The organism is Pseudomonas sp. 1 R 17 (genome assembly GCF_900067035.1).
GTDB classification, from domain to species: Bacteria; Pseudomonadota; Gammaproteobacteria; order Pseudomonadales; family Pseudomonadaceae; genus Aquipseudomonas; species Aquipseudomonas marginalis.
Genome location: NZ_FKLB01000022.1, coordinates 92574 through 119152, shown reverse-complemented (window position 1 = coordinate 119152; position 26579 = coordinate 92574). Strand labels below are relative to the sequence as shown.

At 60.3% G+C, this 26579-nt stretch carries 26 protein-coding genes, 1 tRNA gene and 3 pseudogenes; 18 read left to right on the top strand and 12 right to left on the bottom strand.

The window, feature by feature from the left end:
- Positions 1-215 precede the first annotated feature (215 nt).
- The 6 genes from modA to BFP99_RS07260 all read left to right on the top strand — a co-directional run bounded on the left by modA (position 216) and on the right by BFP99_RS07260 (position 6404).
- A complete protein-coding gene (gene modA, locus BFP99_RS07285) occupies positions 216-989 on the top strand; it encodes a molybdate ABC transporter substrate-binding protein (protein ID WP_065946962.1) in 774 nt (257 codons plus the stop codon).
- Positions 990-1670 (top strand): molybdate ABC transporter permease subunit, encoded by a 681-nt coding sequence (modB, locus tag BFP99_RS07280; RefSeq protein ID WP_065927477.1) that lies wholly within the window; start codon positions 990-992, stop codon positions 1668-1670.
- Between the two features lie 5 nt (positions 1671-1675).
- Entirely contained in the window at positions 1676-2755 is a 1080-nt protein-coding gene (modC, locus tag BFP99_RS07275) for a molybdenum ABC transporter ATP-binding protein (RefSeq protein ID WP_065927785.1), read from the top strand.
- Positions 2756-2833: 78 nt separating this feature from the next.
- Complete coding sequence (locus tag BFP99_RS07270) at positions 2834-3883, top strand: DNA topoisomerase IB (protein WP_065946961.1); 1050 nt, start codon at positions 2834-2836, stop codon at positions 3881-3883.
- A 124-nt stretch (positions 3884-4007) separates the two neighbouring features.
- Positions 4008-5630 carry an ABC-F family ATP-binding cassette domain-containing protein gene (locus BFP99_RS07265; RefSeq protein WP_065946960.1) on the top strand — a complete coding sequence of 541 codons (1623 nt, stop codon included), beginning with the start codon at positions 4008-4010 and terminating at the stop codon, positions 5628-5630.
- A 69-nt stretch (positions 5631-5699) separates the two neighbouring features.
- Positions 5700-6404, top strand: a complete 705-nt coding sequence (locus BFP99_RS07260) for a YoaK family protein (RefSeq protein ID WP_065946959.1) — start codon at positions 5700-5702, stop codon at positions 6402-6404.
- Positions 6405-6548: 144 nt separating this feature from the next.
- Here the strand turns inward: BFP99_RS07260 and BFP99_RS07255 are convergent, their stop codons facing one another.
- The 4 genes from BFP99_RS07255 to BFP99_RS07240 form a co-directional block, all read right to left on the bottom strand.
- Positions 6549-6902, bottom strand: coding sequence for a hypothetical protein (locus BFP99_RS07255; RefSeq protein WP_027606604.1), 354 nt, complete (start codon positions 6900-6902; stop codon positions 6549-6551).
- 170 nt (positions 6903-7072) lie between these two features.
- Positions 7073-7384, bottom strand: coding sequence for an AzlD domain-containing protein (locus BFP99_RS07250; RefSeq protein WP_065927473.1), 312 nt, complete (start codon positions 7382-7384; stop codon positions 7073-7075).
- Entirely contained in the window at positions 7381-8076 is a 696-nt protein-coding gene (locus tag BFP99_RS07245) for an AzlC family ABC transporter permease (RefSeq protein WP_027606606.1), read from the bottom strand. Before BFP99_RS07245 ends, BFP99_RS07250 begins: the two co-directional genes overlap by 4 nt.
- Before the next feature lie 71 nt (positions 8077-8147).
- Positions 8148-8363 (bottom strand): hypothetical protein, encoded by a 216-nt coding sequence (locus BFP99_RS07240; protein ID WP_025856028.1) that lies wholly within the window; start codon positions 8361-8363, stop codon positions 8148-8150.
- A 176-nt stretch (positions 8364-8539) separates the two neighbouring features.
- Between BFP99_RS07240 and BFP99_RS07235 the strand changes: the two genes are divergently transcribed.
- The 8 genes from BFP99_RS07235 (at position 8540) to BFP99_RS07200 (ending at position 16709) form a co-directional block, all read left to right on the top strand.
- On the top strand, positions 8540-8896 hold the full coding sequence (locus tag BFP99_RS07235) for a metalloregulator ArsR/SmtB family transcription factor (protein WP_065927472.1): 357 nt from the start codon (positions 8540-8542) through the stop codon (positions 8894-8896).
- 19 nt (positions 8897-8915) lie between these two features.
- On the top strand, positions 8916-10199 hold the full coding sequence (locus BFP99_RS07230; RefSeq protein ID WP_027606608.1) for an arsenic transporter: 1284 nt from the start codon (positions 8916-8918) through the stop codon (positions 10197-10199).
- Between the two features lie 13 nt (positions 10200-10212).
- Complete coding sequence (locus BFP99_RS07225; protein ID WP_065946958.1) at positions 10213-10698, top strand: arsenate reductase ArsC; 486 nt, start codon at positions 10213-10215, stop codon at positions 10696-10698.
- An 84-nt stretch (positions 10699-10782) separates the two neighbouring features.
- Positions 10783-11394, top strand: a complete 612-nt coding sequence (locus tag BFP99_RS07220; RefSeq protein ID WP_027606610.1) for a LysE family transporter — start codon at positions 10783-10785, stop codon at positions 11392-11394.
- A 724-nt stretch (positions 11395-12118) separates the two neighbouring features.
- Positions 12119-14833 (top strand): magnesium-translocating P-type ATPase, encoded by a 2715-nt coding sequence (mgtA, locus tag BFP99_RS07215; protein WP_065946957.1) that lies wholly within the window; start codon positions 12119-12121, stop codon positions 14831-14833.
- A gap of 65 nt (positions 14834-14898) precedes the next feature.
- Complete coding sequence (locus tag BFP99_RS07210) at positions 14899-15246, top strand: DUF2493 domain-containing protein (RefSeq protein WP_065927468.1); 348 nt, start codon at positions 14899-14901, stop codon at positions 15244-15246.
- Positions 15247-15265: 19 nt separating this feature from the next.
- Complete coding sequence (locus BFP99_RS07205; RefSeq protein ID WP_065927467.1) at positions 15266-16087, top strand: hypothetical protein; 822 nt, start codon at positions 15266-15268, stop codon at positions 16085-16087.
- A gap of 94 nt (positions 16088-16181) precedes the next feature.
- The gene (locus BFP99_RS07200; RefSeq protein WP_065927466.1) at positions 16182-16709 is read left to right on the top strand and encodes a DinB family protein; all 528 of its coding nucleotides are present in this window, start codon (positions 16182-16184) and stop codon (positions 16707-16709) included.
- A 2-nt stretch (positions 16710-16711) separates the two neighbouring features.
- Here the strand turns inward: BFP99_RS07200 and BFP99_RS07195 are convergent, their stop codons facing one another.
- Positions 16712-17170: a GFA family protein gene (locus tag BFP99_RS07195; RefSeq protein WP_065927465.1), complete on the bottom strand. Its 459-nt coding sequence runs from the start codon at positions 17168-17170 to the stop codon at positions 16712-16714.
- Between the two features lie 196 nt (positions 17171-17366).
- On the opposite strand from BFP99_RS07195, the gene BFP99_RS07190 reads away from it, so the two are divergent.
- Complete coding sequence (locus tag BFP99_RS07190) at positions 17367-17648, top strand: hypothetical protein (protein ID WP_027606616.1); 282 nt, start codon at positions 17367-17369, stop codon at positions 17646-17648.
- Between the two features lie 44 nt (positions 17649-17692).
- Here BFP99_RS07190 and BFP99_RS07185 read toward each other — a convergent pair whose 3' ends face one another.
- Together BFP99_RS07185 and BFP99_RS07180 are read right to left on the bottom strand one after the other, a co-directional pair.
- Positions 17693-17884 carry a hypothetical protein gene (locus BFP99_RS07185; protein WP_027606617.1) on the bottom strand — a complete coding sequence of 64 codons (192 nt, stop codon included), beginning with the start codon at positions 17882-17884 and terminating at the stop codon, positions 17693-17695.
- A 95-nt stretch (positions 17885-17979) separates the two neighbouring features.
- On the bottom strand, positions 17980-18417 hold the full coding sequence (locus BFP99_RS07180) for a hypothetical protein (protein WP_235865590.1): 438 nt from the start codon (positions 18415-18417) through the stop codon (positions 17980-17982).
- Between the two features lie 251 nt (positions 18418-18668).
- On the opposite strand from BFP99_RS07180, the gene BFP99_RS07175 reads away from it, so the two are divergent.
- Positions 18669-18755 (top strand) — tRNA-Leu (locus tag BFP99_RS07175).
- 313 nt (positions 18756-19068) lie between these two features.
- Here BFP99_RS07175 and BFP99_RS07170 read toward each other — a convergent pair.
- On the bottom strand, positions 19069-19812 hold the full coding sequence (locus BFP99_RS07170; RefSeq protein WP_256098101.1) for a sulfite exporter TauE/SafE family protein: 744 nt from the start codon (positions 19810-19812) through the stop codon (positions 19069-19071).
- Positions 19813-20772: 960 nt separating this feature from the next.
- Between BFP99_RS07170 and BFP99_RS07165 the strand changes: the two genes are divergently transcribed.
- Positions 20773-21321: a thioesterase family protein gene (locus BFP99_RS07165; protein WP_065946955.1), complete on the top strand. Its 549-nt coding sequence runs from the start codon at positions 20773-20775 to the stop codon at positions 21319-21321.
- A gap of 98 nt (positions 21322-21419) precedes the next feature.
- Here BFP99_RS07165 and BFP99_RS32705 read toward each other — a convergent pair whose 3' ends face one another.
- Positions 21420-21767 carry a hypothetical protein gene (locus BFP99_RS32705; protein WP_137212286.1) on the bottom strand — a complete coding sequence of 116 codons (348 nt, stop codon included), beginning with the start codon at positions 21765-21767 and terminating at the stop codon, positions 21420-21422.
- Positions 21768-22087: 320 nt separating this feature from the next.
- On the opposite strand from BFP99_RS32705, the gene BFP99_RS07160 reads away from it, so the two are divergent.
- Positions 22088-22921: a glycosyltransferase family 2 protein gene (locus BFP99_RS07160; RefSeq protein WP_065927461.1), complete on the top strand. Its 834-nt coding sequence runs from the start codon at positions 22088-22090 to the stop codon at positions 22919-22921.
- Between the two features lie 119 nt (positions 22922-23040).
- On the opposite strand, the pseudogene BFP99_RS33980 reads toward BFP99_RS07160, so the two are convergent.
- From BFP99_RS33980 to BFP99_RS33970, 3 pseudogenes are all read right to left on the bottom strand, one after another.
- Positions 23041-23385 (bottom strand): annotated as a pseudogene (locus BFP99_RS33980) (ATP-binding protein); the annotation flags it as partial.
- A 519-nt stretch (positions 23386-23904) separates the two neighbouring features.
- Positions 23905-24240 (bottom strand): annotated as a pseudogene (locus BFP99_RS33975) (response regulator transcription factor); the annotation flags it as partial.
- Between the two features lie 213 nt (positions 24241-24453).
- Positions 24454-25503 (bottom strand): annotated as a pseudogene (locus BFP99_RS33970) (sensor histidine kinase); the annotation flags it as partial.
- Positions 25504-26579: the final 1076 nt, after the last annotated feature.

The following is a 26579-nucleotide window of genomic DNA, read 5'->3' as shown; positions in this document are numbered from 1 at the left end:
GATCAATACGCCGCTCACTATCGCGTTGCGACCAGCGCCCGGCTGTCAGCCATGGGGGTGTCGACGGGAGGAAATCTCGACCGCACGCCGACATCGATTCCAAGGATGGATTTCCCTTGCCATTTTTACGCTATATACCTATACATACAGCGCCTGGCAGCGCCCGTCCCTTATAATCGGCACCAGGTTCTGCACCTTCTCAAACGGAGCCGTTCATGACTTTCAATACCCCTCGCTTTGTACCCACGTGCCTGGCGGCATTGGTTGCGTTGCTCGCGACCGCAGCGGCCCACGCCGATGAAGTCCAGGTGGCCGTAGCGGCCAACTTCACCGCACCGATCCAGGCGATTGCCGCCGACTTCGAAAAAGACACCGGCCACAAACTGGTCGCAGCCTACGGCGCCACCGGGCAGTTCTACACGCAGATCAAGAACGGCGCGCCGTTCGAAGTGTTCCTGAGTGCCGACGACACCACCCCGCAAAAGCTCGAAAGCGAAGGCGACACGGTCAAGGGCTCGCGCTTCACCTACGCCGTGGGCACCCTGGCGCTGTGGTCGGCCAAGGAAGGTTATGTAGACGCCAAGGGCGAGGTGTTGAAGAGGAATGAATTCAAGCACCTGTCCATCGCCAACCCGAAAGCCGCGCCTTACGGCCTCGCCGCCACCCAGGTATTGGCCAAGGTAGGGTTGACCGAGCAGGTCAAGGACAAGCTCGTCGAAGGCCAGAACATCACCCAGGCCTTTCAGTTCGTTTCCACCGGCAACGCCGAGTTGGGTTTTGTGGCCTTGTCGCAGATCTATAAAGACGGCAAAGTCACCAGCGGCTCGGCCTGGATCGTCCCGGCCGCCCTGCACGACCCGATCAAACAGGACGCGGTGATCCTCAACAAGGGCAAGGACAGCGCTGCAGCCAAGGCACTGGTCGACTACCTCAAAGGGCCGAAAGCCGCCGCCGTCATCCAGTCCTACGGTTATGAACTGAGCAAGTAAATGCCCCTGTCGAGTGCCGATTTTTCCGCAATCTGGTTGACCCTCAAACTGGCGTCACTGACCACCGTGATCCTGCTGGTCATCGGCACTCCGATTGCCCTGTGGCTGTCGCGCACCCGTTCATGGTGGCGCGGTCCCATTGGCGCGGTGGTGGCCTTGCCATTGGTGCTGCCACCCACCGTCATCGGTTTCTACCTGCTGTTGACCATGGGCCCCCACGGCTACTTCGGCCAGTTCACCCAATGGCTGGGCCTGGGCACCCTCACCTTCAGCTTCGCCGGGTTGGTGATCGGTTCGGTGATCTATTCCATGCCGTTCGTGGTGCAGCCGTTGCAGAACGCCTTTTCCGCCATCGGCACACGCCCATTGGAGGTGGCCGCGACCCTGCGCGCCAATCCGTGGGATACCTTCTTCACGGTGATCCTGCCCCTGGCGCGCCCGGGGTTTATCACCGCGTCCATCCTGGGTTTTGCCCATACCGTCGGAGAATTCGGCGTAGTGCTGATGATCGGCGGCAATATCCCCGACAAGACCCGCGTGGTCTCGGTGCAGATCTACGATCATGTCGAAGCCATGGAGTATGCCCAGGCCCATTGGCTGGCCGGCGCCATGGTGGTGTTCGCGTTCCTCGTGTTGCTGGCGCTCTACTCCAGCCGTAAAACCAGGATGGGCTGGAGTTGATGCCGATGATCAATGTGCGCCTGAACTTGAAGTACACAGGCTTTGCCCTGGACGTGGACCTGCATGTGCCCGGCCGAGGGGTGACTGCGCTGTACGGGCATTCCGGCTCCGGCAAGACCACCTGCCTGCGCTGCATTGCCGGGCTGGAGCGGGCCGAAGATGGGTTTATCCAGATCAACGATGAAGTCTGGCAAGACAGCCGCAACGGCCTGTTCGTGCCCCCGCACAAGCGCGCGCTCGGCTACGTGTTCCAGGAGCCCAGCCTGTTCCCCCATCTATCGGTGCGGGCCAACCTGGAGTTCGGCCTCAAGCGCATCCCGCGCTCGCAACGCCGGGTGGATATGCTCCAGGCCACGGAGTTGCTGGGGATCGGCCATCTGCTGGAGCGTCACCCCCAACACTTGTCCGGCGGTGAACGTCAGCGCATCGGTATCGCCCGGGCCCTGCTCACCAGCCCAAGACTCCTGTTGATGGATGAACCCCTGGCCGCCCTCGACAGCAAGCGTAAAAGCGAAATCCTGCCCTACTTGGAACGCCTGCACGACGAACTGGACATCCCCGTGCTATACGTCAGCCATGCTCAGGATGAGGTGGCGCGCCTGGCCGATCACATCGTATTGCTCAGCGACGGCAAGGCCCTGGCCAGTGGTCCCATCGGCGACACCCTGGCGCGGCTCGACCTGCCCCTGGCGTTGGGGGACGACGCGGGCGTGGTGATCAACGGCAGCGTCAGCGCCTACGACGATCACTACCATCTGCTCACGCTGCAACTGCCCGACAGTGCCCAGCACCTGCGCGTGGCCCATGCACCGCTGGCGTTGGGCAAGGCATTGCGGGTCAAGGTACAGGCGCGCGACGTCAGCCTCAGCCTGCACGCCGGAGAGCACAGCAGCATCCTCAACCGCCTGCCGGTGACGGTTACCCAGGAGATCGCGGCGGATAACAGCGCCCATGTGCTGGTGCGCCTGGACGCGGATGGCACGCCGTTGCTGGCGCGGATCACGCGGTTCTCCCGCGACCAGTTGCAATTGCACCCCGGCCAGGCGCTGTGGGCGCAGATCAAGGCGGTGGCCGTGCTGGCATAAGAAACCTTTTGGCACGACCGCACACGGCTGCGGTCAATCAGGAATACCGGCCTGATCCGTTGCCAAGGAACCTGCACCATGCCCGACTCCGCGCTGCCCGCCGACCTGCCCCGCGACCTGCATTACGTTGACGACACCCAGCCCGGCATCCGCCGCAAGCGAGTGCGCGGCAAGTTCCAGTACTTCGACGCCAAGGGCGAGCGCATCCGGGATGCCGATGAGATCAAGCGCCTGAACGCCCTCGCCGTCCCTCCGGCGTATACCGATGTGTGGATCTGCGCCGACCCGCACGGGCACCTGCAAGCCACCGGCCGCGATGCCCGTGGACGCAAGCAATACCGCTATCACGCGCGCTGGCGTGAGGTGCGTGACAGCGACAAGTACGCGCGGCTGCAGGAGTTCGGCAACGCCCTGCCGAAACTGCGCAAACAGCTCGAAGCGCAAATCGCCGAACCCGGCTTCACGCGCGAAAAAGTCCTGGCCACGGTGGTGATGCTGCTGGACGCCACGTTGATCCGCGTCGGCAATACCCAATATGCGCGAGACAACAAATCCTACGGGCTGACCACCTTGCGCAACCGCCATGTGGATGTCAAAGGCAGCGAGATCCAGTTCCAGTTTCGCGGCAAGAGTGGCGTGGAGCACCAGGTCAGCGTCAAGGACCGGCGCCTGGCCACGGTGGTCAAGCGCTGCCTGGAGTTACCGGGGCAGAACCTGTTCCAGTATCTGGACGAAGACGGCGAGCGGCACACCGTCAGCTCCCATGACGTCAACGCCTACCTGCACGATCTTACCGGTGCCGACTTCACTGCCAAGGATTACCGCACCTGGGCCGGCACCGCCATGGCGCTGGCGGTGCTGCGGGAGTTGGAATGGCAACCGGAATCCGACGCCAAGCGACATGTGGTGGCGATGGTCAAGGATGTTGCCAGGCAACTGGGCAATACGCCTGCGGTGTGCCGCAAGTGTTATATCCACCCGGCCGTGCTGGAGCATTTCAGCCTGGGCGAATTGTCCAGATTGCCCAAGCCACGGGGGCGCAAAGGCCTGAAGGCCGAGGAAGTCGCCTTGGCGATGTTCCTTGAACAACTGGCCGCCGACTTGCCCGGCAATGCCAAGGCGGGTTAGGCTCTTGGCCCCCCTCTGACTTCCGGGACGACCGCCGACGTGAATCACTAAGCCTTCCAGAATGTACCTGCAACGAGCCGCCTGGCGCGCTTGTTGGCCTGTCCGACATTTTTTGGAGGTGCTGATGACTGACGTCAACCGGCTGCCCGTATTGGTTTCCCTGCAACACCTGTGCTTCCAGTTCGCCAATGGCGAGACATTGCTGGACGACCTGAACCTGTCCATCGACCACACGCCTACCGGGATTGTGGGACGTAATGGACGGGGCAAAAGTATCCTCGCCCAATTGATCGCCGGCGTGTTGTCCCCCTCCTCCGGCTCGCTCAAGCGCTCGGCCAGCGTGGCCTATGTCCCCCAGGACATGGCGGTTGCAGCGGGAGACACCCTCTCTGACCTGACGGGCACCACGCCCGTGCTGGCGGCACTGGCACGCATGGCGGCAGGGACGGCGCAGGTCGATGACCTTGAGTTGATCGACAATCGCTGGGACCTTGCCGAACGCTTGCGCGCCGCACTCGATACGGCAGGCCTTGCGCAGCTGGGTGTCGATACGCCGGCCGATCAACTCAGTGGAGGACAACTGGCGCGGCTCAGGCTGATCGGCGCCGTGCTGGCCGCACCGCAACTGCTGGTGCTCGATGAGCCCACCAACCACCTCGACAGCGCCGGCCGCCGGTGGCTGCTGCACCTGTTGCAGGAATGGCGTGGCGGCCTGGTGGTGGTGAGCCACGACCGAAAAATACTCAACACCCTCGGGCGCATCATTGAACTGTCCCCACTCGGCCCTCACGTCTACGGCGGCAACTATGATGCCTATCGCCTGCAGCGCGACACCGAACAACACGCCGCCGTCGCGGCGCTGGAGCACGCACGCCTTGAACGCAACCGCGAACGCCGGCGCGTGCAGAAAGACCATGACAGCCTGCAACGCCAGGCGGCGCGCTCCCGCAAGCACGCAGAGACAGCCAATGTGGACCGGTTTACCAAGGCGCGCTGGAAAAGCGCCGCCACCGAAGTCGTCGGCACGGTGCGCAGTGCCCATCACGCCTACAAACACGCGCTGGATGAGCAGGTGCGCCAAGCCTACGAGCGCGTGGTGGATGAAACGCCGACCCTGTTGGCCTTGCCGGGGTCGGTCGTGCCCAATGGCCGACAGGTCGTGGCCTTGACGGAGGTCCGGTTGCCCTGGCTGGAGCATCCCGCCCTCACACTCAACCTCACAGGGCCGGTGCGCGTGGCTGTGCAAGGACCGAATGGTTGCGGCAAATCCACCCTGCTCAAGGTACTGGCCGGCCACTGCCAGCCCGCCAGCGGTGAGTGCTCGGTGCCGGTGCCCTGCGCGTATATCGACCAGCACCAGGCGCTGCTGGATGACCGACGCTCCCTCGTCGAACAGCTCAACCTGCTCGACACACCGCTGCCCGAAGCCGAACTGCGTACGCGCCTGGCCTTGCTGCAACTGGATGCCCGGCGGGTCACCCAACCGACCGTGCACCTCAGCGGCGGCGAGCGGTTGAAAGCCGCGATGGCGATTGCCCTGTGGGGTGAAACACCCGCGCAACTGCTGTTGCTTGATGAGCCCACCAACCACCTGGACCTGGAATCGGTGATCGCCTTTGAACAGGCGCTGCAGGGCTTCAGCGGGGCAATGATGGTTGTATCCCATGATGAGGCGTTCATCCAGGCGCTCGGGCCAACCCACCGCTTGCTCTGGCAACCTGAGGGTTGGCGCCTGGAGTGTGTCTGAGGTCATTGCGCGCGCAATCAAAGCGTCCTAGGGTAGTGGCCGGATAATCTCACCGAGGAACCCGGCCCTATGCTGCCTTCGCCCAAAAAGCCTTATGCCAATGCCGCACTGGCCCATCAAAAGCGCTGGCGCGGCCGCGTCGGCCTGATGCTGGTGGCCAGCCTTTCGGTATTGGCGGGCATGACTGACGCCATCGGCTTCATGGCCAGCGGCGACTTTGTTTCGTTCATGAGCGGCAACACCACGCGCCTGGCCGTGGCCATCAGTGTGGGGGATCTCGGCTTGACCGCACGCCTGCTGTTGCTGGTCGCCACATTTGTCGCCGGTAACGCCTTGGGCGTAGTGGTCGGCCGTCTCAGCCGGCGCCATGCCCTGCCCCTATTGCTGTGTATCGCCACCTTGCTCTGCGGCGCAGCCTTGCTGCCCTTCGCCGACACCTTGCCGGCGCTGCTGGCGGCGATCATTGCGATGGGCATGCTCAACGCAGCTGTGGAAGAGGTCAACGGCTTGCCGGTGGGGCTGACCTACGTGACCGGGGCACTGTCACGCTTTGGGCGCGGGCTGGGACGCTGGATGCTGGGGGAACGCCGCAACGGCTGGCGGGTGCAACTGATTCCGTGGGCGGGGATGTTTGTCGGCGCGGTGATTGGCGCGCTGCTGGAGCAGCACATGGGGCTGAGGGCGCTGGTGGTCAGCGGTGTATTGGCGGGCGTGTTGGGGCTGGTGTCGCTGAAGATTCCCCGGCGCTGGCATTTGGGTTTTATGCCGCGATAAAGACTAAAGGTGCCCGCCCGACGGTAAGGCCTCGACGTCCATGTACTGGTAAAGAGCCATTATGTCGGGCGGGCGGATTGAATCATAAGCGAATGTCCGGCGGCTGTCCCGCCGGGCGTTTCCTGAAATGACTAAGGCAACGTATTACAGACAGGTCGCGAGTGCCGCCAAGCGACGCTTGGCCGGCATCGTGTCTTCAACGGCGTAGTACTTGACGGACGAACCGGCACCGGCGCTTTGCACGTCGACGAAGTAATCGCCACCGGTGGTGTAGACGGTGAAACCACCGGCCCCGTTCGGCTCTTTGAAGCCACCGGCGTCGACGCCAAACACGCTTTCATCCTGCCAGCCAAACTGGATGCACTCGGCAACTACCAGCGTGGCCTTGTCCGATGCCATGGCCTTGTAGGGAGCCCCCAGGCGCGCCTCGTTCATCTTCGAGCCCGCGCAACCGGCCAGTGCCGTCAATACCAATGCGCCCATTACCACCTTGTGCATGCCATTGCCTCGTTGGAAAAAACGCGACTGTACCATTGCCGCAAGGCTGACTGACGCCCCCATGAATTTTGTTTCACTGTGGAGGGAGAATATGCCGCCTATAGTGGCCTGGCTCATTTTTAGAAGTGTCCTTCTGCCCGCCCTCCCGCGGGCTTTTTTTCGCCTGCGCTTCAGAGCCACCCGCGAAACAGGTAGAACAACCCCATGCTCAGCAGCACGGTCATCAATACGTTACGCGTCCAGAACATCAGCGCCACGGCGCAGATACCGGCCAGCAAATACGGATTGGCCGGGCTCAGGTTGAGCTGGTGATCAGCCAGGAAAATAATCGGCCCGCAGATCGCCGTGAGCATGCCCGGCACCGCAAACCCGAGAAACTCCCGTGCCCCACGGTTGAGGCGCACCGGCAGGCGCGGCTCGATAAACAGATAACGGTTGAAAAAAACCACCAGGCCCATGGCCACAATCATCAGGTAAATCATCGCTGCCCAACCCCCAGGCGTTTACAGAAAAACCCTGCGCTCATGCCGAGCACACCCGACACCACCACGGCCGACTCCCAGTGCAGGAAGCTCAACCATACGGAAAACAACAACGACACCGCCACGCAGACCACCGTCGGCACATCGCGCACCACCGGGGTGATCAGCGCGATAAAGGTGGCGGCGATGGAGAACTCCAGGCCCAACTGATCAAGGCCTGGGATGCTTTTGCCAAGCACGATGCCGGCCAGGGTGAACAGGTTCCAGGCGATGTAAAACGTCAGGCCAACGCCCAGGGCGTACCAGCGATTGAAGGTTTCACGGTCATAGTGGTTGACCAGCGCAAAGAACTCATCGGTCAGCAGAAAGCCCAGGCTCATGCGCCAGCGGGTCTTGAGCGGCGAAAGAATCGGGCGCAGGTGCATGCCATACAGCAGGTGCTGGGAGGTCAGCAGCAAGGTGGTCAACACGATGGAAATCAGGCTGGCACCGCTCTTGACCATGCCAATGGCGACCAACTGCGCAGCGCCGGCAAACACAATGGCGGACAAGCCCTGGGCTTGCAGTGGCGTGAATTGCGCATCGATGGCCATGGAACCGGCCAGCAGCCCCCAGGGTGCACAGGCCAGGGACAGGGGAATGACGGCGATTGCACCACGAGCGAAGGCGTAATGAGGTAAGGCAGCAGGCATGGAAACGGCTCATCGACAGACAGTCCACAAGCATGCCAGCGCAAGATGGAGCTTGTCTTGAACGATCTTGCTCAGGCGAGCCTGACCGACACCTGCTCCACCGAATCCCGCGCTTCACGCAGTTCGTGAGCGTCCTGGTTGAGCCGGTGAATGGTGTTGAGCAAGCGCTGGCGCAGCACTTCATCGCCGAGTTTTTCAACGGCACGCATCAGGTCGAATGCCGCGGTTTCGTTATTTTCCGCGACGGAATCCAGGGTTTTGCGCAGGTTGCGAGTGGCACGGGTCACGCGGGTCTTCCTTCATCAGCAATGGGGAGGCACTTTAGGACATTCGTGTTTCATTTTAATTTCAATCACTTGTGGCAGTTTTCCCGAGGTTTGATCCATATCAATTGAAACAGGATTTGACCGAAACATATGGACATACGTATATTCGAATTTCCATATGTATATAGGCAATGGTCATGTCGGATCCCCTTACACCGCCCACCCTGTTCAAATGCCTGGCCGACGCCACTCGGGCGCGCCTGACGCTATTGATTCAGCGTGAAGGCGAACTTTGCGTCTGCGAACTGATCCATGCCTTGGACGACAGCCAGCCAAAAATCTCCCGCCACCTGGCGCAACTGCGCAGTTGCGGTGTGCTGCTGGATCGTCGCCAGGGCCAATGGATCTACTACCGCGTCAACCCGGCACTGCCCGATTGGGTGAACCAGGTGCTGGACATCACCCTGCAAGCCAACCAGCCATGGTTGCACAGCGACGCACAGCGTCTGGATGCAATGGGCGACAGACCACAACGAGCCAGCACCTGCTGCTGAGCCACCGGAGCGTTAATTCATGCTTGTCGCAGTCGCCATTTTTATTTTCACCATCGTCTTGGTCATCTGGCAGCCCAAGGGGCTCGGAGTGGGCTGGAGCGCCACGATGGGCGCGATCCTGGCCCTGGCCTGTGGCGTGATCAGCCTGGCGGATATCCCGGCGGTCTGGCACATCATCTGGAATGCCACCGGGACGTTTGTCGCACTGATCATCATCAGCCTGCTGCTGGACGAAGCCGGGTTCTTTGCCTGGACGGCACTGCATGTGGCGCGCTGGGGGCGCGGGCGTGGCCGGCGCTTGTTTGCCTATATGGTGCTGCTCGGCGCCCTGGTGTCGGCGCTGTTTGCCAACGACGGCGCGGCGCTGATCCTCACCCCCATCGTGATGTCGATGCTGCTGGCACTGCGCTTTTCGCCGGCGGCGACCCTGGCGTTTGTGATGGGCGCGGGATTTATCGCCGACACAGCGAGCCTGCCCCTGGTGGTGTCGAACCTGGTGAATATCGTCTCGGCGGACTATTTCAAGATCGGCTTCAACGAATATGCCGCGGTCATGGTGCCGGTCAACGTCGTCAGTGTCGCCGCCACCCTGGCGGTGCTGCTGTGGTTCTTCCGCCGCGATATTCCCCAGGCCTACGACCCCGCCGACCTGGCAGACCCCGCCAGCGCGATCCACGACCGCGCCACCTTCCGCGCCGGCTGGTGGGTGCTCGGCATCCTGTTGATCGGCTGCTTTGCCCTGGAACCCCTGGGCATTCCCATCAGCGCGATTTCCGCGGTGTGCGCCGTACTCCTGCTGGTGATCGCCGCCAAGGGCCACAAGATCTCCACGCGCAAGGTGCTGAAGGAAGCCCCGTGGCAGATCGTGGTCTTTTCCTTAGGGATGTACCTGGTGGTCTACGGCTTGCGTAACGCCGGCCTCACCACCTACCTGGCGACCTGGCTCGATACCTTTGCCACTTACGGCGTGTGGGGTGCGGCCATGGGCACTGGCGTGCTGACGGCCTTGTTGTCCTCGGCGATGAACAACCTGCCGACGGTATTGATCGGCGCGCTGTCCATCGAGTCCAGCCATGCCGTGGGCGTGGTCAAGGACGCGATGATCTACGCCAACGTGATCGGCAGCGACCTGGGCCCGAAAATCACCCCCATCGGCAGCCTGGCCACCCTGTTGTGGCTGCATATCCTGGCGCGCAAAGGCATCACCATCACCTGGGGCTACTACTTCAAGGTCGGGATTGTGCTGACCTTGCCGGTGCTGCTGATCACCCTCGCCGCCCTCGCGTTGCGCCTGAGCATCTAACGGAGAAACCGCAATGAAAGTCCTGTTCATGTGCACCGCCAACAGCTGTCGCAGCATCTTGTCCGAAGCGATGTTCAACCACCTGGCCCCGCAGGGTTTTGCCGCGGTCAGCTCCGGCAGTTTCCCTAAGGGCCAGGTCCTGCCGCGCAGCCTGAGCACCTTGCAGGCGGCGGGTATCCGCACCGAAGGCTTGTACAGCAAGGGCAATGACGCATTTGAAGACAGCCCGCCGGATGTGGTCATCACCGTCTGCGACAAGGCGGCGGGCGAAGCCTGCCCGGTGTATTTCGGGCCGGCGGTGAAGGCGCATTGGGGCTTGGCAGATCCCTCGGAGGTTCAAGGTGACCAGGCCAGCATCCAGGCGGCATTCGATGCCACGCTGGAGACCATCGCCAGCCGTTGCCGGGCGTTTTTCGCCCTGCCCTTTGCCCGCCTCAGCCCTGGCGAGCTGAAGGTCGAACTCGAGCGCATAGCGCTGCTGGAAATGGCCACCTCCTGACGGCTGGATGAATCCGCTGCGGCGATATGGATTCCCATCCCTCTGCCAGCGTATGCTCTCGCACTTTCCTGAAAGGACGCGGGCATGCTGACGATCTTTTTTTACGCACTGGTATTCGGCTTTGTGTTTTGCCTCTCCCCCGGTGCGGTGCTGGCGGAGACGTTGCGCCGTGGCTTGCTCCACGGTTTCACACCCGCCTTGCTGGTGCAGTTTGGCTCGCTGGTAGGCGATGCCGTGTGGGCAGTGATCGGCCTCACCGGCATCGCACTGCTGATCCAGCATGACGCCGTGCGCGTGCCGCTGACGATCATCTGCGCGCTGTACCTGGCGTGGCTGGGCGTACGCAGCCTGATCGACGCCTGGCACTTGCCCGAAGCCGATGATGCACCGGCCAGCACCCGACAAAATGCGCTGGCCGTGGGCGCGGCGATTTCCCTGGCCAACCCGAAAAACATCGTCTACTGGGGGGCGCTGGGCAGCGCGCTGTCAGGCATCGTCGGCGCTACGCCCAGCCATGGGCAGACGCTGATGTTTTTCGCCGGCTTCATGCTGGCTTCGGTGCTGTCATGCTTTCTGATCGCCGCACTGGTGAACCTGCTGCGCAAGAATGCATCGCCCATGTGGCAACGCATCAGTTATGGCGCCTGCGGTTTAGTGCTGATCTATCTGGCCGTTCTCGCCGCACAGGGCGTATGAAGTTATATATCGGGTAACTTTCGAGTGCCTCTTGTCTGAATGAACTCTGAACACCGGGCTATTTAATTAATCATGCGTTGACATTTTGTAACTGCCTGAGTAGATTGCCCCTGCCCGCAACTGGGGCCTTTTTTAACCCTCACAAAAGAAGCCAATGGACACAGTATCCAGTCGCCGTCCGAGCACCGCCCTGGCGGGCGTCGGGCGCCCAATCCAGAACATGACAGGACTCGCCTCCCCGGTCCGGTAAGCTGCGCTGGAGCTTGATGCTCCGCCGTAACTGCCTCGCCGGTCGCCCGTCCGGTCCCGAGGTGTGTTATGACCTTCCCAACCCTTGCTTTGCCCGATGCACCCACACTGGCCGCAGCCTTGCGAGCCAAGCGTTGCCATGCCCGCGTGGTTTTTCTGCCACGACGCACGCCCTGCTTTGCCCCCTCCCCCAAAGACCCGCAGAGACCGCCGCTTTTCAGCCTGGGATAGTGCTGAGCGCCCGCGCCGTTCAATCCGCTGAAACAATAACTTCCTGATTAAGTCCCTGGAGTTCTTTATGAAACTTTCCAGTTGTAGTTCGCTGCGCACCTTATAACTAACGCGCCAGTAAAAGTTATCCAAGCACCTTATTTAAACCGATCGCGAAGTCAGCGACTCGGCATGCTTTCGCTCGCCTGTATTCAGGTAAGTACCGGGTATGTTTTGTCGAGAATTGGCGACAGGAGCACAGACAATGAGCGCCGTAAAAAACACGCCACTGCAGAAGAAAACCGGCACCGCCAGCGACACCAAACTGTCGATGCGTGCCGCCCGCGAAGCCCACAACGGCCTGTCGGCCACCCTGGCCAACGTACGCGCCACCCAGGATGGCCTGACCGAACTGGACGCCACTGCCCGACTGCAACGGGAAGGCCACAACGAAGTGGCCCATGACAAACCGCCTCACGCCATCGTGCAATTCCTGCAGGCCCTGAACAACCCGTTCATCTACGTGTTGCTGACCCTGGGCGGCATCAGCTTTTTCACCGACTGCTGGCTGCCGATGCAGGACGGTGAAGAAGCCGATCCCACCAAGGTCGTCATCATCATGACCATGGTCCTGCTCAGCAGCCTGCTGCGCTTCTGGCAGGAGCACCGTTCGACCAAGTCCGCCGAAGCCTTGAAAGCCATGGTCCGCACCACTGCCACGGTGCTGCGCCGTGAGCAAGTGGGCAGCCAGCCCACCCTGCGCGAAGTGCCGATGCGCGAGTTGGTGGCCGGCGATATCGTGCAGTTGTCGGCCGGTGACATGATCCCTGCCGACATCCGCCTGATCGAGTCCCGGAACCTGTTTATCAGCCAGGCGGTGCTCACCGGCGAAGCCTTGCCGGTGGAGAAGTACGACACCCTCGGCGACGTCACGCAAAAATCCGCCGGGCCGGTCGCCGCCGACCAGGGCAACCTGCTGGACCTGCCGAACATCTGCTTCATGGGCACCAATGTGGTCAGCGGCCGCGCCAAAGCTGTGGTGGTGGCGACCGGGCCGCGCACCTACTTTGGCTCCCTGGCCAAGGCGATTGTCGGCTCCCGGGTACAGACCGCATTCGATCGCGGGGTGAACAGCGTCAGCTGGCTGCTGATCCGCTTCATGCTGGTGATGGTACCGATCGTGTTCTTCCTCAACGGCTTCTCCAAGGGTGACTGGGGCGATGCGTTCCTGTTCGCCCTGGCGGTTGCCGTGGGCCTGACCCCGGAAATGCTGCCGATGATCGTCAGCGCCAACCTGGCCAAGGGCGCCACGGCGATGGCCAAGCGCAAAGTAGTGGTCAAGCGCCTCAACGCGATCCAGAACTTCGGCTCGATGGACGTGCTGTGCACCGACAAGACCGGCACCCTGACCCAGGACAAGATCATCCTCGAGCATCACGTCAACGCCTTCGGCCAGCGCGATGATGCGGTGCTGTCCCTGGCCTGGCTCAACAGCTACCACCAGAGCGGCATGAAAAACCTGATGGACCAGGCCGTGGTGCAGTTCTCGGAGCAGAACCCGAGGTTCCAGCTGCCGTTTGCCTACAGCAAGGTCGATGAATTGCCGTTCGACTTTGTGCGCCGTCGCCTCTCCATCGTGGTCAAGGACGCTGTCCACGACCATCTGCTGGTGTGCAAAGGCGCCGTCGAGGAGATGCTGGACATTGCCACCCACGTGATGGAGGCCGGCAGTGCAGTGCCTCTGGATGAGCACCGCCGCGAGGAGTTGCTGGCGATCGCCAATGACTACAACGAAGACGGCTTCCGCGTGCTGGTGGTGGCCACGCGCAACATTCCAAAGGCCCTGGCCCGCCAGCAGTACACCACCGCCGATGAGCGCAACCTGGTGATCCAGGGCTTCCTGACCTTCCTCGATCCGCCCAAGGAAACCGCCGGCCCGGCGATTGCAGCCCTGCAGCAGATCGGCGTGACGGTCAAAGTCCTCACCGGCGACAACGCCGTGGTCACCAGCAAGATCTGCCGCCAGGTCGGCCTCGAACCAGGCCGGCCGCTGTTGGGGGTGGAGATCGAGCTTATGGACGACGCCACCCTGGCGCGCCATGTTGAGGAGCGCACGGTATTTGCCAAGCTCACGCCGCTGCAGAAATCCCGGGTGCTCAAGGCCCTGCAAGCCAACGGCCACACCGTCGGCTTCCTCGGCGACGGCATCAACGACGCACCGGCATTGCGGGATGCCGACGTGGGTATCTCGGTGGACAGCGGCACGGACATCGCCAAGGAATCGGCCGACATCATCCTGCTCGAAAAGAGCCTGATGGTGCTGGAAGAAGGCGTGCTCAAAGGCCGCGAAACCTTCGGCAATATCATGAAGTACCTGAACATGACCGCCAGTTCCAACTTCGGCAACGTGTTTTCGGTGCTGGTGGCCAGTGCATTCATCCCGTTCCTGCCGATGCTGTCGATTCACCTGCTGCTGCAGAACCTGATGTACGACATCTCCCAGCTGGCCCTGCCGTGGGACAAGATGGACAAGGAGTACCTGGCCAAACCGCGCAAGTGGGACGCCAGGAACGTCGGTCGCTTCATGATCTGGATCGGGCCGACCTCGTCGATCTTCGACATCACCACCTTTGCCCTGATGTGGTACGTGTTCGCCGCCAACAGCGTGGAAATGCAGACCCTGTTCCAGTCCGGCTGGTTTATCGAGGGCCTGCTCTCGCAAACCCTGGTGGTGCACATGCTGCGCACCCGCAAGATTCCGTTCTTCCAGAGCACGGCGGCATGGCCGGTGCTGATGATGACCGGCGTGGTGATTGCGCTGGGCATCTACGTACCGTTCTCGCCCCTGGGCACCCTGGTGGGCCTGCAACCGCTACCGCTGGCGTACTTCCCGTGGCTGGTCGGCACGCTGCTCAGCTATTGCTGCGTGGCCCAACTGATGAAAACCCTCTACATCCGCCGCTTCAAGCAGTGGTACTGAGTTCCCCCGCCGTTTAAACGGTGGCGGTCGCCCGGCCGCCACCGTGCATTACAAGGAATAGGATCATGCGCGTCTTGATCTGTGCCGGTCGTCATTACGCCGACTGCAAAAAGTCCCGCCAAGTGCTGGACGCTTACCACCGCCTGCGCCCCGTGCAGGTGCTGATTCACGGCGGCAACCAGTTCCTCGGCAGCGCCATCGAGGACTGGGCGCGGGAACTCGGCATCGACGTGGTGCGCTACCCGCCCAACTGGCAACGCCACGGCAAGCAGGCGGAGCGCCAGCGCAACCATTTCATGCTGACCGACAGCCGCGCGGACGTGGTCATCGCGCTGCCAGGTGGTGACGACACGTCGGAGCTGGTCTGCCAGGCCAGGGCCAGCGGCATTTCGGTGTTGACCGTAGAGAACTGACATTCAAGCGAGGTGCATCATGCACAACAAACACACCCCGAAGCGCCCGGACGGGTTTGCCAAATACCGTGCGCGGCACTATCGCGGCGCGCGCCAGACCCTGCTGCTGTTGCCGCCGGCAAAACAGCGGGCGCTGCGGCGCAACCTGCTGTTTATCGGTATCACCCTGGGTTCGATCCTGTTAATTGCCCTGGTGTCCAAGGCCCATGCCGCCGGTGGCGCCTATGTGGTCGATGACGGCGCAATCAACGCACCGGGTGCCTGCAATCTCGACGCCTGGTACAGCGCCGACCGGCACGCCGGCAACACGCACACGGCAACGCTGTCTCCCGCGTGCACGTTCAGCGTACTGCCTTCGGTGCAGTGGGGCGCGGCGCTGTCACGGGCCGACAGCGCAGGCCGGGGCGAGACCCAGGTGAGTCCGCAACTCAAGGCGCAGGTGCTGTCACGGCAAGACCTGGGGCTGGAAATGGCGATCTCCGCCGGGGCGCATCTTGCCCTTGATCGACGACACGGGTTCGACGGCGCCGACTTCACCCTCCCCTTGACCTGGCAACCGCTGGCGCCCGTGCGCTTGAACCTGAATGCCGGCTGGGCCCATGCCTACAACGACGGCGAGCAAACCCAGCGCCTGAGCTGGGGCACCGGCGTCGAGTATCAACTGATGGATGCCCTCACGTTGATCGCTGAACGTTACGGCCAGGAAGGCGGTGACCAGGCCTGGCAAGCAGGGCCGCGCCTGCACTTCGGGGAGTTTGTCGACGTCGACCTGGTGCTCGGGCGCGACCTGGGCGGTGAACGCAATCAATGGCTGACCACCGGTGCGACGCTCAGGTTTTAGGCCTGGCCTGCTGCTCCCGGTGCAGTTGCCGTGGCGGGTCGTCCAGGTAATTACCTTATGATGGCGGCACCATTGCCAACGAGGGGTAGAGCACGTGGACCGTATCGAACAAATGACGCTGCTGGCGACCTACAACCAGTGGATGAACCGCAAGGTCTATGACGCGGCTGCCAGGCTTACGGACGATGAGTTGCGCGTGGACCGCCAAGCGTTTTTCGGCTCGGTCTTCGGCACGCTCAACCATCTCACGTTGGGCGACACCGTCTGGCTCAAACGCTTTGCCCTGCACCCCGCCGGCTACGCGACGCTGGCGCCGCTGAACAGCATCGCCGCGCCGTCGGACCTCAAGCAACTGGCGTTCGCCGACCTGGGTGAACTCGCCGCCCGGCGGCGTTGGCTGGACCAATTGATCATCGATTGGGTGCACACCCTGCGCGAACCCGACCTCGACCATCGCCTGCACTACCACAACATGCGCGGCGCGGCGGCCAGCAAGACATTCGGCGCCCTGCTGGTGCATTTTTTCAATCACCAGACCCACCATCGAGGCCAGGTCACCACGCTGCTGACCCAGGCCGGGCAGGACGTGGGCGATACGGACCTGCTCGCCTTGATTGACTGAACTCAGCGAGCGCTGAATTCGGCATAGGCCTGCAGCAACCGTGCAAAGTCCTCGGGTTGCGGCAACTGCTCGAAGCTTTCGACTGCCGGCGTGGTAGCCCAGGCCAGTTTTTCGCGGGTCCAGGTTTCCATAAAGGGCACGTACTCCGCAGCATTATCCAACAGCGTCGCACGCACGTTGACGAACTCATCGATGCCATGGGGGCGGGTAAACAGCCAGCTCATGCAGTGCGGGCAGCAATAGTGACGATCGACCCCGTGCAGGCCGCCGACCACCGGGCAGCCCTGGGTCACCGTGAACGCGCTGGCGGGAATCAGTGCACTGAGGGAGAACGCACTGGCGGTCATCTTCTGGCAGCCGGTGCAGTGGCACGCCATGGTAATCACCGGCGCCTGGCTCACGCTGAAGCGCACCCGGTTACAACGGCAACTGCCTTCCAGGGGCAGGGTCTCGACGCTCATCACACACTCCTTTTCATGATCAGTGGCATGGCAGGGTAGCGCCGAGGCGGGGGTGTTGAACAGGTCCAGGGGCAAAACCGAACGCTGCTGCGCCCATGGGGTCGTAACCTCAGGTGCCGGGATTTCTTACCCCCGCCCTCCCCGCGTGCATTGTGGGTTTACCGATGTGCGTACCCTATAAGAAGGAGACGCTTACATGGTCATTCACTTCAAGGTTGCCGGGCATTTGGCCTGCGGCCATCACGGCAATAGCCTGCCCTCCAGCACCGAGCTGAATCGGGTCAAGTGCCGCACCTGCCGCAACACCGATGCCTACAAGGAAGCGCGCCGCAACCAGCGCAACGCCGCACGCCGTGCTTCGCGCCAGGCCAAGACCCACACCAGCACCGACTGGCGCAGTGCCTGGACGCAGCGCCTGACCGATCTGCCAGGGCGACAGCGCCTGCCCCGCGGCTTCGGCGCACAGCCTTTCGTATAAGCAGAAACGCAGAAGCCCCGGACAAACCGGGGCTTCGTTTTCAATCAATCATCATTGGACACCGGCCTGTTGCGTGCCTGGTAACCCGGCAACGTGGCGGCATACGCCAGTGCCTGTTCACGGGAATTGAAGGACGCCAGCCGATCCTGGGGCGTACACACCCGCCATGGCCCGAAATTGACCTGCACGATGTCGTACCCATTCAGATGCAGCTTCTTCAGCAGTGGAGCGCTCATAGTCACCTCGCTTTCCTGAGATTTCCCAGCGTTGCACGCCCTACCTTACACCCGCATCCAGGCTCATGACCGACCGCATGTCGCATGCGGCCAGGCTACTTGACCTTGCTGCTCAAGGTATCCACGCTGCGCTTGAGATCATCCAGGCTGCGCTTCAAACCTTCGATATCGCTTTTCTGCCGTTCGATCGTGCTGTTCTGATCCTCGACCGTGCGCTTGAGGCTCGCCAACTGGCTGTCACTGGAACTGGCGCTCGAACCGTCCCTGCGCTTGAACTCATCGAACGCGCGGTCCTGCCCCTCCAGCTTGCCTTTCAGGCCTTGCACCTCACTCTCGGTACGTTTCTGCGCAGCCTGCAGCTGTTCAATATCCCCCACCGAAATGCTCGACGCCTTCAACACATACTGATTGCCCGCCTCCAGCGAAGTCCCCGTCAACCGATCACCGCCTGACGCGCTGAAATCCCCCCACTTCACCGCACTCCCAGCCTGTGCCGTACCGGCCAACAGTCCCACGACACCTGCAATAACCATCCAATAGCGCCTGCGAACACTGAGCATCAACCGATTCCTTTCCAGACTGCCGAGATGGCATATTGCTATGACTGTCATTTATACCGCTTGTTCCCGTACTGTAGGAATCCTCCGGTTCGCCTGTTAAAGCCGATGTAGATCACTGATCTGCCAAGCTTTTTCAGGCGCCGTCCATTCAAGAAAGCGGCAGACCGACCTTGCGTCGAAGCGCCTGGATCTATATATTCCCAACCCTGTAACAACGCGCTACCGCCCGAATGGCGAAACTGGTAGACGCATGGGACTTAAAATCCCCCGCTCGTAAGGGCGTCCCGGTTCGATTCCGGGTTCGGGCACCATCATTACGTTCCACGACCTCCCAAGAAGTCGCTGAAACCCACATAGAACCTGCCTTGTGCAGGTTTTTTGTTGCCAACATTTGTCCCTCACACTCACTTCACCCCAACATTTTTCTAGTACATCCTGAGTTCGATTTTGGGTGATGTACTAGATGGCACTCCCTGATACCGCCGCCAGGCAAGCAAAACCCAAAGCTTGCGCCTACACCCTGTGAGATCGAATACATAAAAGACAGGACATGACCATTTGTGGATGAAGGCTTGGCAAACAGGTGAGACCATTTACGTATTTGCGAGTACCCATCCGATCTGGTCACCAGAACAGCATCCTCAATGCCAACGCGACCACGACTAGATTGAAAACTGCCTCCATCCACTGGTCGCCCTTCTTCAAGGCAAACTTCGCGCCGGCATTTGCACCCAATAGCGTGCCAATAATCAAACAACATCCGTACTGCCAGTCAATGATGCCGCTGACGCCGAAAATCAGTAATGAACCCACCGAGAGAACCAGCCCACCGACTTTGCGGGTCCCCACCGATTCGCTGATGGTTTTTCTGAAAAAGATAATGAATAAATACGTCGAGAGTTTGGCTTGCCCACCAAATAACCCGCCGATCATTCCTACGGGTATAAAGAGGATATAACCAAACAGACGTCTGATCGCTGAGGGAGGTGTTTCGCCGCTACTAGGTTTTTTTATAAGGGACAGTGCGACGAGCAGCAATGTCAGCCCGCCAATTACCTTGTGCAGCAGCGCGGGATCTATTTGAAGAAGCAGGCTCGCGCCTGCCAGAGCCCCAACCAACCCCAGTACCGCAGCTGGAAAGGCCAACGCATAATCGACCTTTCCCTGGTTATGGAAGTGCCGCAGTCCGGCAAACATGGTGCCTACCGAGGCCAGGCGCGCAGTGGCGATCGACGACTGAGGTGCAATCCCCAGCCAGATCATCACCGGAACGGTCAAAAAAACACTCCCACCGGTGTTGGTCCCGACGAATCCCGTTATTATTCCGAGGAAAATCAGACCGACGCCTGTCAACCACTCATGACCCATCATGTTGAGGTGCTCGCATAAGATTCATGGCACGGCTTACTCGCTCAAGTAAACCGGGTCTATCCAGTGATAGCAGTTTCTATTTCGGGAGCTGGCGGTCACATGAAGCTTTGCGGTGTGTACGAAGCTGTACTCGCCGATAATCGGGCGGCGTAGCGAACTTTCAGGCCCAGTGATTTTGCATACAGCACACGTCGTTTAATGAGATCTTGTATCTGTGCTTTTGATTTTCTAATTCGATATTTCTGTGACGTTTCATTGATACCAGCAAATATGCCTATCCAGTGTGCTCCTGTCGCCGCAACCGCATCAATATCATCTTGATACGCGCAGGCATAGGATAACTTCCTGTTGGTGAGCGTTGATACTGGAAATCAAATGAAATGTACTTGAAGGGTTGCAGCAATATCAAGCATCGCAAATCAGGGTTCCTCAGCCACCCATATGAATAAAACTTCATGACATCGCATATTGACTTTCTTAAATTACTGACTGCCTGTTCTCGCCAATTGAATCAAAAGAAATTTTATTTATGACACTTTTTCGCACAAGGCAGAGTACTTCCTGACATCTCAACCCTTTTATAACTTCCAACAGCTTTGCACTCGGCAAGCTATATATATTTAATCTAACAGAGGACCTGAGATAGATGGCACTGATTAAAAGCCGTCCAGTTGCAGCTTTTCGGGTGTTTGCTTGCTGGAGGGGGTCGGGGGAGGACGTCCCCCCCAGCGACTCGCCGTGCACCTTGGGCAATCGCAGAGAACTGGCGGACAAAGGTCGCGAAAACCACAGGCCGCAGATAGCGCGATAGAGGCCGGCGAAACCCGCTCGAAAGACTTAAACCATAGAATGAGTGATCGGAATGTACTTTTGCGCAGAATTAAGTCATTTAGGGACCTACCTGGCTCAGCCCTCAGCACTTTAAAGTACGCCAATCATTCAACTATCGGCGTCTGTATGAATCTCTGGTTTCGACTTCTCCTCATGCTGCTTCGTCGACCTTGGCGCAAACCGGCAAAAGCGCTGGATTCGACCGTTATCCGAATGCGCGTCTGGCCACTGGACCTCGACTTCAATCGACATGTCACCAACGGCCGATATTTCACCCTGGCCGATGTCGGACGCATGGATTTCGTTTTGCGCAGTGGCGCCTATCGAGTAGCTATTAGAGCAAAGGCGCTGCCCATCGTCGGAGACACTTGGGGTAAATTTCGTCGCGAGCTTAGACTGTTTGAAGCGTTTGAAATCCACACAAGGATGCTTGGCTGGGACGACAAGTGGAGCTTCATGGAGCATCGATTTGTGAGTAAAGGCAGAGTGATCGGCGTTGTCGTAATGCGAGGTCTATTCCGTTCAGCGAAAGGTATTGTTCCGCCAAGCGAGTTTGTTCGAGAACTGGGACTGCCCGAACGGTCGCCAGAGATGCCGGAATGGCTGACCTCGTGGTCGCAGAGCTGCGATGCCATGAGTCGGCAACTCAGGGATGAAGAAAGCACCAATGATTGACTTGACGTGCAGTCAGCCCATGACCAGTGCGCTATTGGGACCGTTGATTGCTCCGCCGTTGGCGTGTGCGGCGTAACTTCGCCAGCCCGTGTAATTCGTCAATAACGGGCTGTATGTGCTTTTCTCCGAGCAGGTGCTGGTATACCTCGAAGTGGCCCTATCGCCAAGCGCACTTGCTTCTTTATTTCCTCTATGGCCAGGCACGCCTCATGCACGAAGCGTTCGTCGAATACGCCATGCAACTCAAGCTCCATCCCACTTTTGTCATGGTGTATTTGCACATGGCAGTATCGACCACCATATTGGCCGCTGCTGCAAAATAACACCAGATTAAAACCATGACCGAGGAGCTTACGTAATTGATCCTGAAGACTGTCTTGGTGCAAGCCAGATATTTCCAGCTGCCGAGACGCACACGGGCCATTGGCGAATTGTTTACTCAACATAACCATCTCCACTTTTATCGGTTACGCAGTGCCAGCACTACTGCGCACTATCACGAACAAGCTTACGACGTAGCCAGCCTGAAAAATGTCAGAAGTCGGTAAGGTAATGGTAAATACCACGAGCACTCCGAGTTACTTCCCACTCTGTTATTTACCCACCTTAACCATAAATTAACGCTACCAAACAGAGCAACCTATTAAGCTTGGCTGATGCGCCTCTCCTGCCCCCGGCCACTCATGAGGTGATGGCGCACCATCAAGCCTGCCGGCCCAGTCGAAAACGACGCACTACCGATATATCATTCTGGAGTGTTTGACTAATGCCTGACGACAACGCTCATTCGGCAAAACATGCCTCGTACAGTATCGCCCTGGTTAATTATAAAACGCTGCACATGACACGCCTTTGCTTAGGATTGCTACGCGACTACGCTATATACCATCAAGTTCCGGTCTGGGTAGTGGATAACGGTTCCGCCGATGAAAGCACCCACTACCTGCGGACACTTGACTGGATCAACTTGGTAGAGCGGATTCCCCACCCTCGAGAGGCCGGATACATCGCGCATGGTAAAGCCCTTGATCTGATTTTGGGATACGTTGAAACTCCGTACTTATTCCTGCTTCATACGGACACATTTGTATTTGATACCGATGTGTTCAGCATGATGATGAGCCAAAGTACTGCAACGCCGCGTACAGTGGCAGTCGGTTGTACAGAACAGATCAATCGCGGTTTTTTAAGAACTGCCTGGCGGTTCGGTACTCGACTGATGAAGTACCACTACCGAACGCTCATGCGTTACGTGGGGCTACCCTCTAAAAACCCCAAGCCTTTCAGAGAAACCCACTTGAAAAGTTTTTGCACCTTATGGAACTGCGATGTAATTAAACAACATAACTTGCGCTTCATGATGGATAACCGGGTACCGGGATACGCTCTACAAGACAAGATGGTCAAGCTGGGTTATGCGATCAGCTTTCTGTCAGCACGAAGATTGTTCAGTTATCTGGACCATATTCAAGCCGGCACTGTCGCCGCTAACGGCGGCTATGACACGGACCATCGTCGAAGAAAAACGTATCACGATACCCTGCTGCGCTTTCAAAAAGAGGCGTCAAATGACGCGAAAACGACCAGCACGGAAAAATGACGGTTGCTGATAAGACCGGCCCCCGAGATTCAAACTGAGTGGGAGCGCACAGCTGGCTTGAAAATCGAACCTGATAGGACTTTATCCACGGCCCAGCCCATAGGGCGCTTGTTCGATACTCATCGCTTACTCTGCGGCGCATCAAGAGGGATCTCGAGGATGAAGGTTGCGCCCTGCCCTTCCCCGTCGCTGTGCACGGTCAAGCTGCCACCCATTTCCTGTGCAGCGAGCGCGCAGCTGTGCAGGCCGAAACCGTGACCGTCTTTGCGAGTCGTGAAGCCATGGGAAAAGATACGCGTCAGGTGCTCTGGCGTAATCCCGTTGCCATTGTCGGCCACCGTGATACGCAAGACTGCTCCGTCACCGATAAGGGAGGCGCTGAACGTGATGCACGGGCTGCGATCGACCACGCCGTCCAACGCCTGCCTGGCGTTTTTGATCAGGTTTACCAGAATCAGCAGCACCCGGTGCCGGTCCAGCGACAGCAGTGGCAAGTCGGCAATGTCCTTGACCACCGTCACCTCCTGATTCATCCGTGAGCCGGCACTCATGCGCCAGGCATCATCGATTAATTCCGAGACCGGTATTGTCTCGACGACACTGACGGCAACGGCATAGGACTGCTGGGCAGCGACAATGGTCTTGATGTGGTCAATGCCTTTGGTGAGTTGCTCGAGCTCTTCGATGATGCCCTGCTGCTCTGCCGCCACCGCCTGCGCCAGCTTGAGCAGGTAGTCGGGCAGCATCTTTCCCCTCTGGTCCTGGGTGAGAAAATCGCTCAGCTCATGGATGTGTTCGTTCATCATCTGCGCCACCTTGCCCAGGCCCTGGGCCTTGGAGGTGCGCATCTGGCTGCTGACCAACTCGGCCGAAACGTTCACGCTGTTGAGGACGTTGCCGACATTGTGCAGCACCGTCGTGGCGATCTCGGCCATGCCCGCCTGACGGGATTTCGCATTCAGTTCGGATTGCACCTGGCTCATGCGTAGCGCCGCGCGTACGCGAGCCTTGAGCTCCAATGGCGAGAAAGGTTTGGCGATATAGTCATCGGCGCCACTCTCCAGCCCGGAGATGCAAGCCTCGCTGCCGCCGCGGGCGGTCAACAGGATGACGGGCAGATGGACAAAACCGGCGCTCGCCTTGATTCTGGCGGTCAGGCCAAAGCCGTCAAGCTCCGGCATCATCACATCCGAGAGAACGACATTGATCGGTTGACGCTGCAGCATGGCCCAGGCCTGCTCTCCATCAGCGGCGGTGACGACGCTGTAGTCGTCGCGCAAAAGCTCGCTGAGGTAGCCAAGCATTTCCGGGCTGTCATCGACCACCAGGACCCTGGACTGCGAGGTGCGTTCCGGGTGCTGCTCGTTGTCTGCATCGCCCATGGACGCCTGGTCGTTGCTACTGCCACGGCGGCCGTCGTCGAACAGCAAGTGGCGCTGCTCGGTTGTGATCATTGCGGTGGATGACGATCCCTCATGCAGATGACCGGCTTCGGTCGGCACCGTGTTTTGCTCGGTTCCTCGAGGAAATCGAACAAGGAAGCACGACCCCTTTCCAGGCTCACTGTTGACGCTGACTTCGCCCCCCATCAGTTCGACCAGATCCTTGACCAGGGCCAGGCCGATGCCTGTACCGCTGTAATGCCGCGTGGCGGAATTGTCGATCTGGGAAAAACGCTGGAACAGCAGGGGTAATTTGTCAGGCGCGATGCCAATGCCCGAGTCTTGCACCGCGAGCTCAAATCGCTCGTCATCAAGCGCAGTGACTGCCAGATGCACCGTACCGCCAGCAGAGGTGAACTTGATGGCATTACTCACCAGGTTGAGCAGAATCTTCTCGAAGTGTCGGGGGTCCAGGAACACGGTGCCGAGGGCAGGATCGATGCTGCAGGTCAACGTGCAGCCTTTGCCCTTGGCCACCATGGCGGCGTCCTCGGCCAGCACACCCACCGCCTTGTTCAAATCAACGGGCGCCGGACACAGCTCAAACTTGCCTGCTTCGGCCTTGGAGAAGTCAAGGATATCGTTCACGCGGTTCATCAGGCGCAGTGCGTTTCGTTGTGCGCGCTCGATTTGCACGCGCCAGTCCGCCGGCGGCGTGATCGCCACCGAGAGCTGCTCCAACGGGGCGAGAATAAGGGTCAAAGGGGTGCGCAGTTCGTGGCTGACCGTGGCGACGAAATCACTCTTTGCCTGGTTGGCCGTCTCGGCCTGGTTGCGCGCCTGAATAAGTGCAACCGCCTGCGCCTCCAGCACCTCGGTCTGTCGGTGCAGCGTGTCGGTCCGCTCGGCGACCATTCTCTCCAGAGAGGCCTGCACCTGCTGTCTTTCGGCTTCGGCCTCGGCCTCCAGCACCCGGATGCGCAAGGCATTCTCCTGGAACACCCGGACGGCGCGAGTCATGATCCCAATCTCATCGCCGCGTCCAGCACTGGCGATTTCGGCGGTCAAGTCACCGGCAGCCAGCCGGCGCATGACCGAAGCCAGGGCGACGATGGGCTGCGCGACAAACCGCGAGGTGCTCCAGGCGATGGCTCCGGCCAGCAGGATGGCGACGGCGCCAGCGACTATTGTCGCCAGCATGCCGCGATCCTTGTGGACCAAGGCGTCTGAACGCGCTTCGCCTGCGAAGCGCGCAACCAACAGGCCAGCGCTGCGTGCCTCGATACGAACCTGGTCGCGCGCGTCGCCCAAGGCGTTGCTCGCCTGATGGAACCCGGCAAATGCCGCCCGGTAGCCAGCAATCTGATCGCTGACCGTCAGGGGCGTAGCGCTGGCCTGCTGCCCCACAGACGAAGGCAGAACCCGGGCGAGACGGGAGAGTTCATCGAGGATGACGCCTACAGAACTGGCGACCTCGGCCGACGGCGCCAGGCGAAACGCCAAGGTTTGCGCCTCCAGGGTGGCAACACGTTCGGCGAAACGCTTGGACAACGCGGCGGCGTTTTGCAGCAAACCGATGGCGGCCTGAATGTCACTGGCGTCATGGGCAATGTGCTCGTCCACTTCAGCCAACATGACTTCAAGGCGCTCTGCCACGCCTCCAACAGCCCCCAGATGCCGCAAAGCCTCGCCGCCCCGGAGCCTGGGAGCCTCGCCAAGCTGCTCGAGCGCCAGGCTGGCTGCTGCCACCGCCGTCGCCAACTGTTCCAGGGTCTCCACCTGTTGCGGCGCCCCCATTAACTCACGCAATTGCTCGACCACAGGCGGCAGCGCCGCACAGGCGTTGCGCGCCGCAGTGGCGGCCGCACCATCACCGGTCACCAGCACCTGGGCCACATTGGCGGTAATGATACGTTCGCCGTTGCGCAGGATATCCAGGATGCGATGGGCGCTCTGGGCGTTGCTCACTCGCGCCTGGTGGTCGGCGGCGAGGGAGTCCAGGCCCTTCAGCCCAGCGGCGATGCCCTGTTCAACGAGGGCCGTCGCCTCTCGCATCCGAGCGTAATGGGCGGTCATATTCTCGGTTTCGCCATCCATGGTCAGCGTCGCCACCCGCAAGGACGCGATCGCCGCAGCGAGCCTATCCAGGCTGCCCTTGAGCGATTGCGCCTCTGCCGCCGGGATGGCGTTAAGGCCGTTGATAGCCGTCGCGACCAAGCCTTCGGCCTGGGACACGCTGTCCTGGTCGCGGGTGGCAATGAAGTTTTCCACCCGCC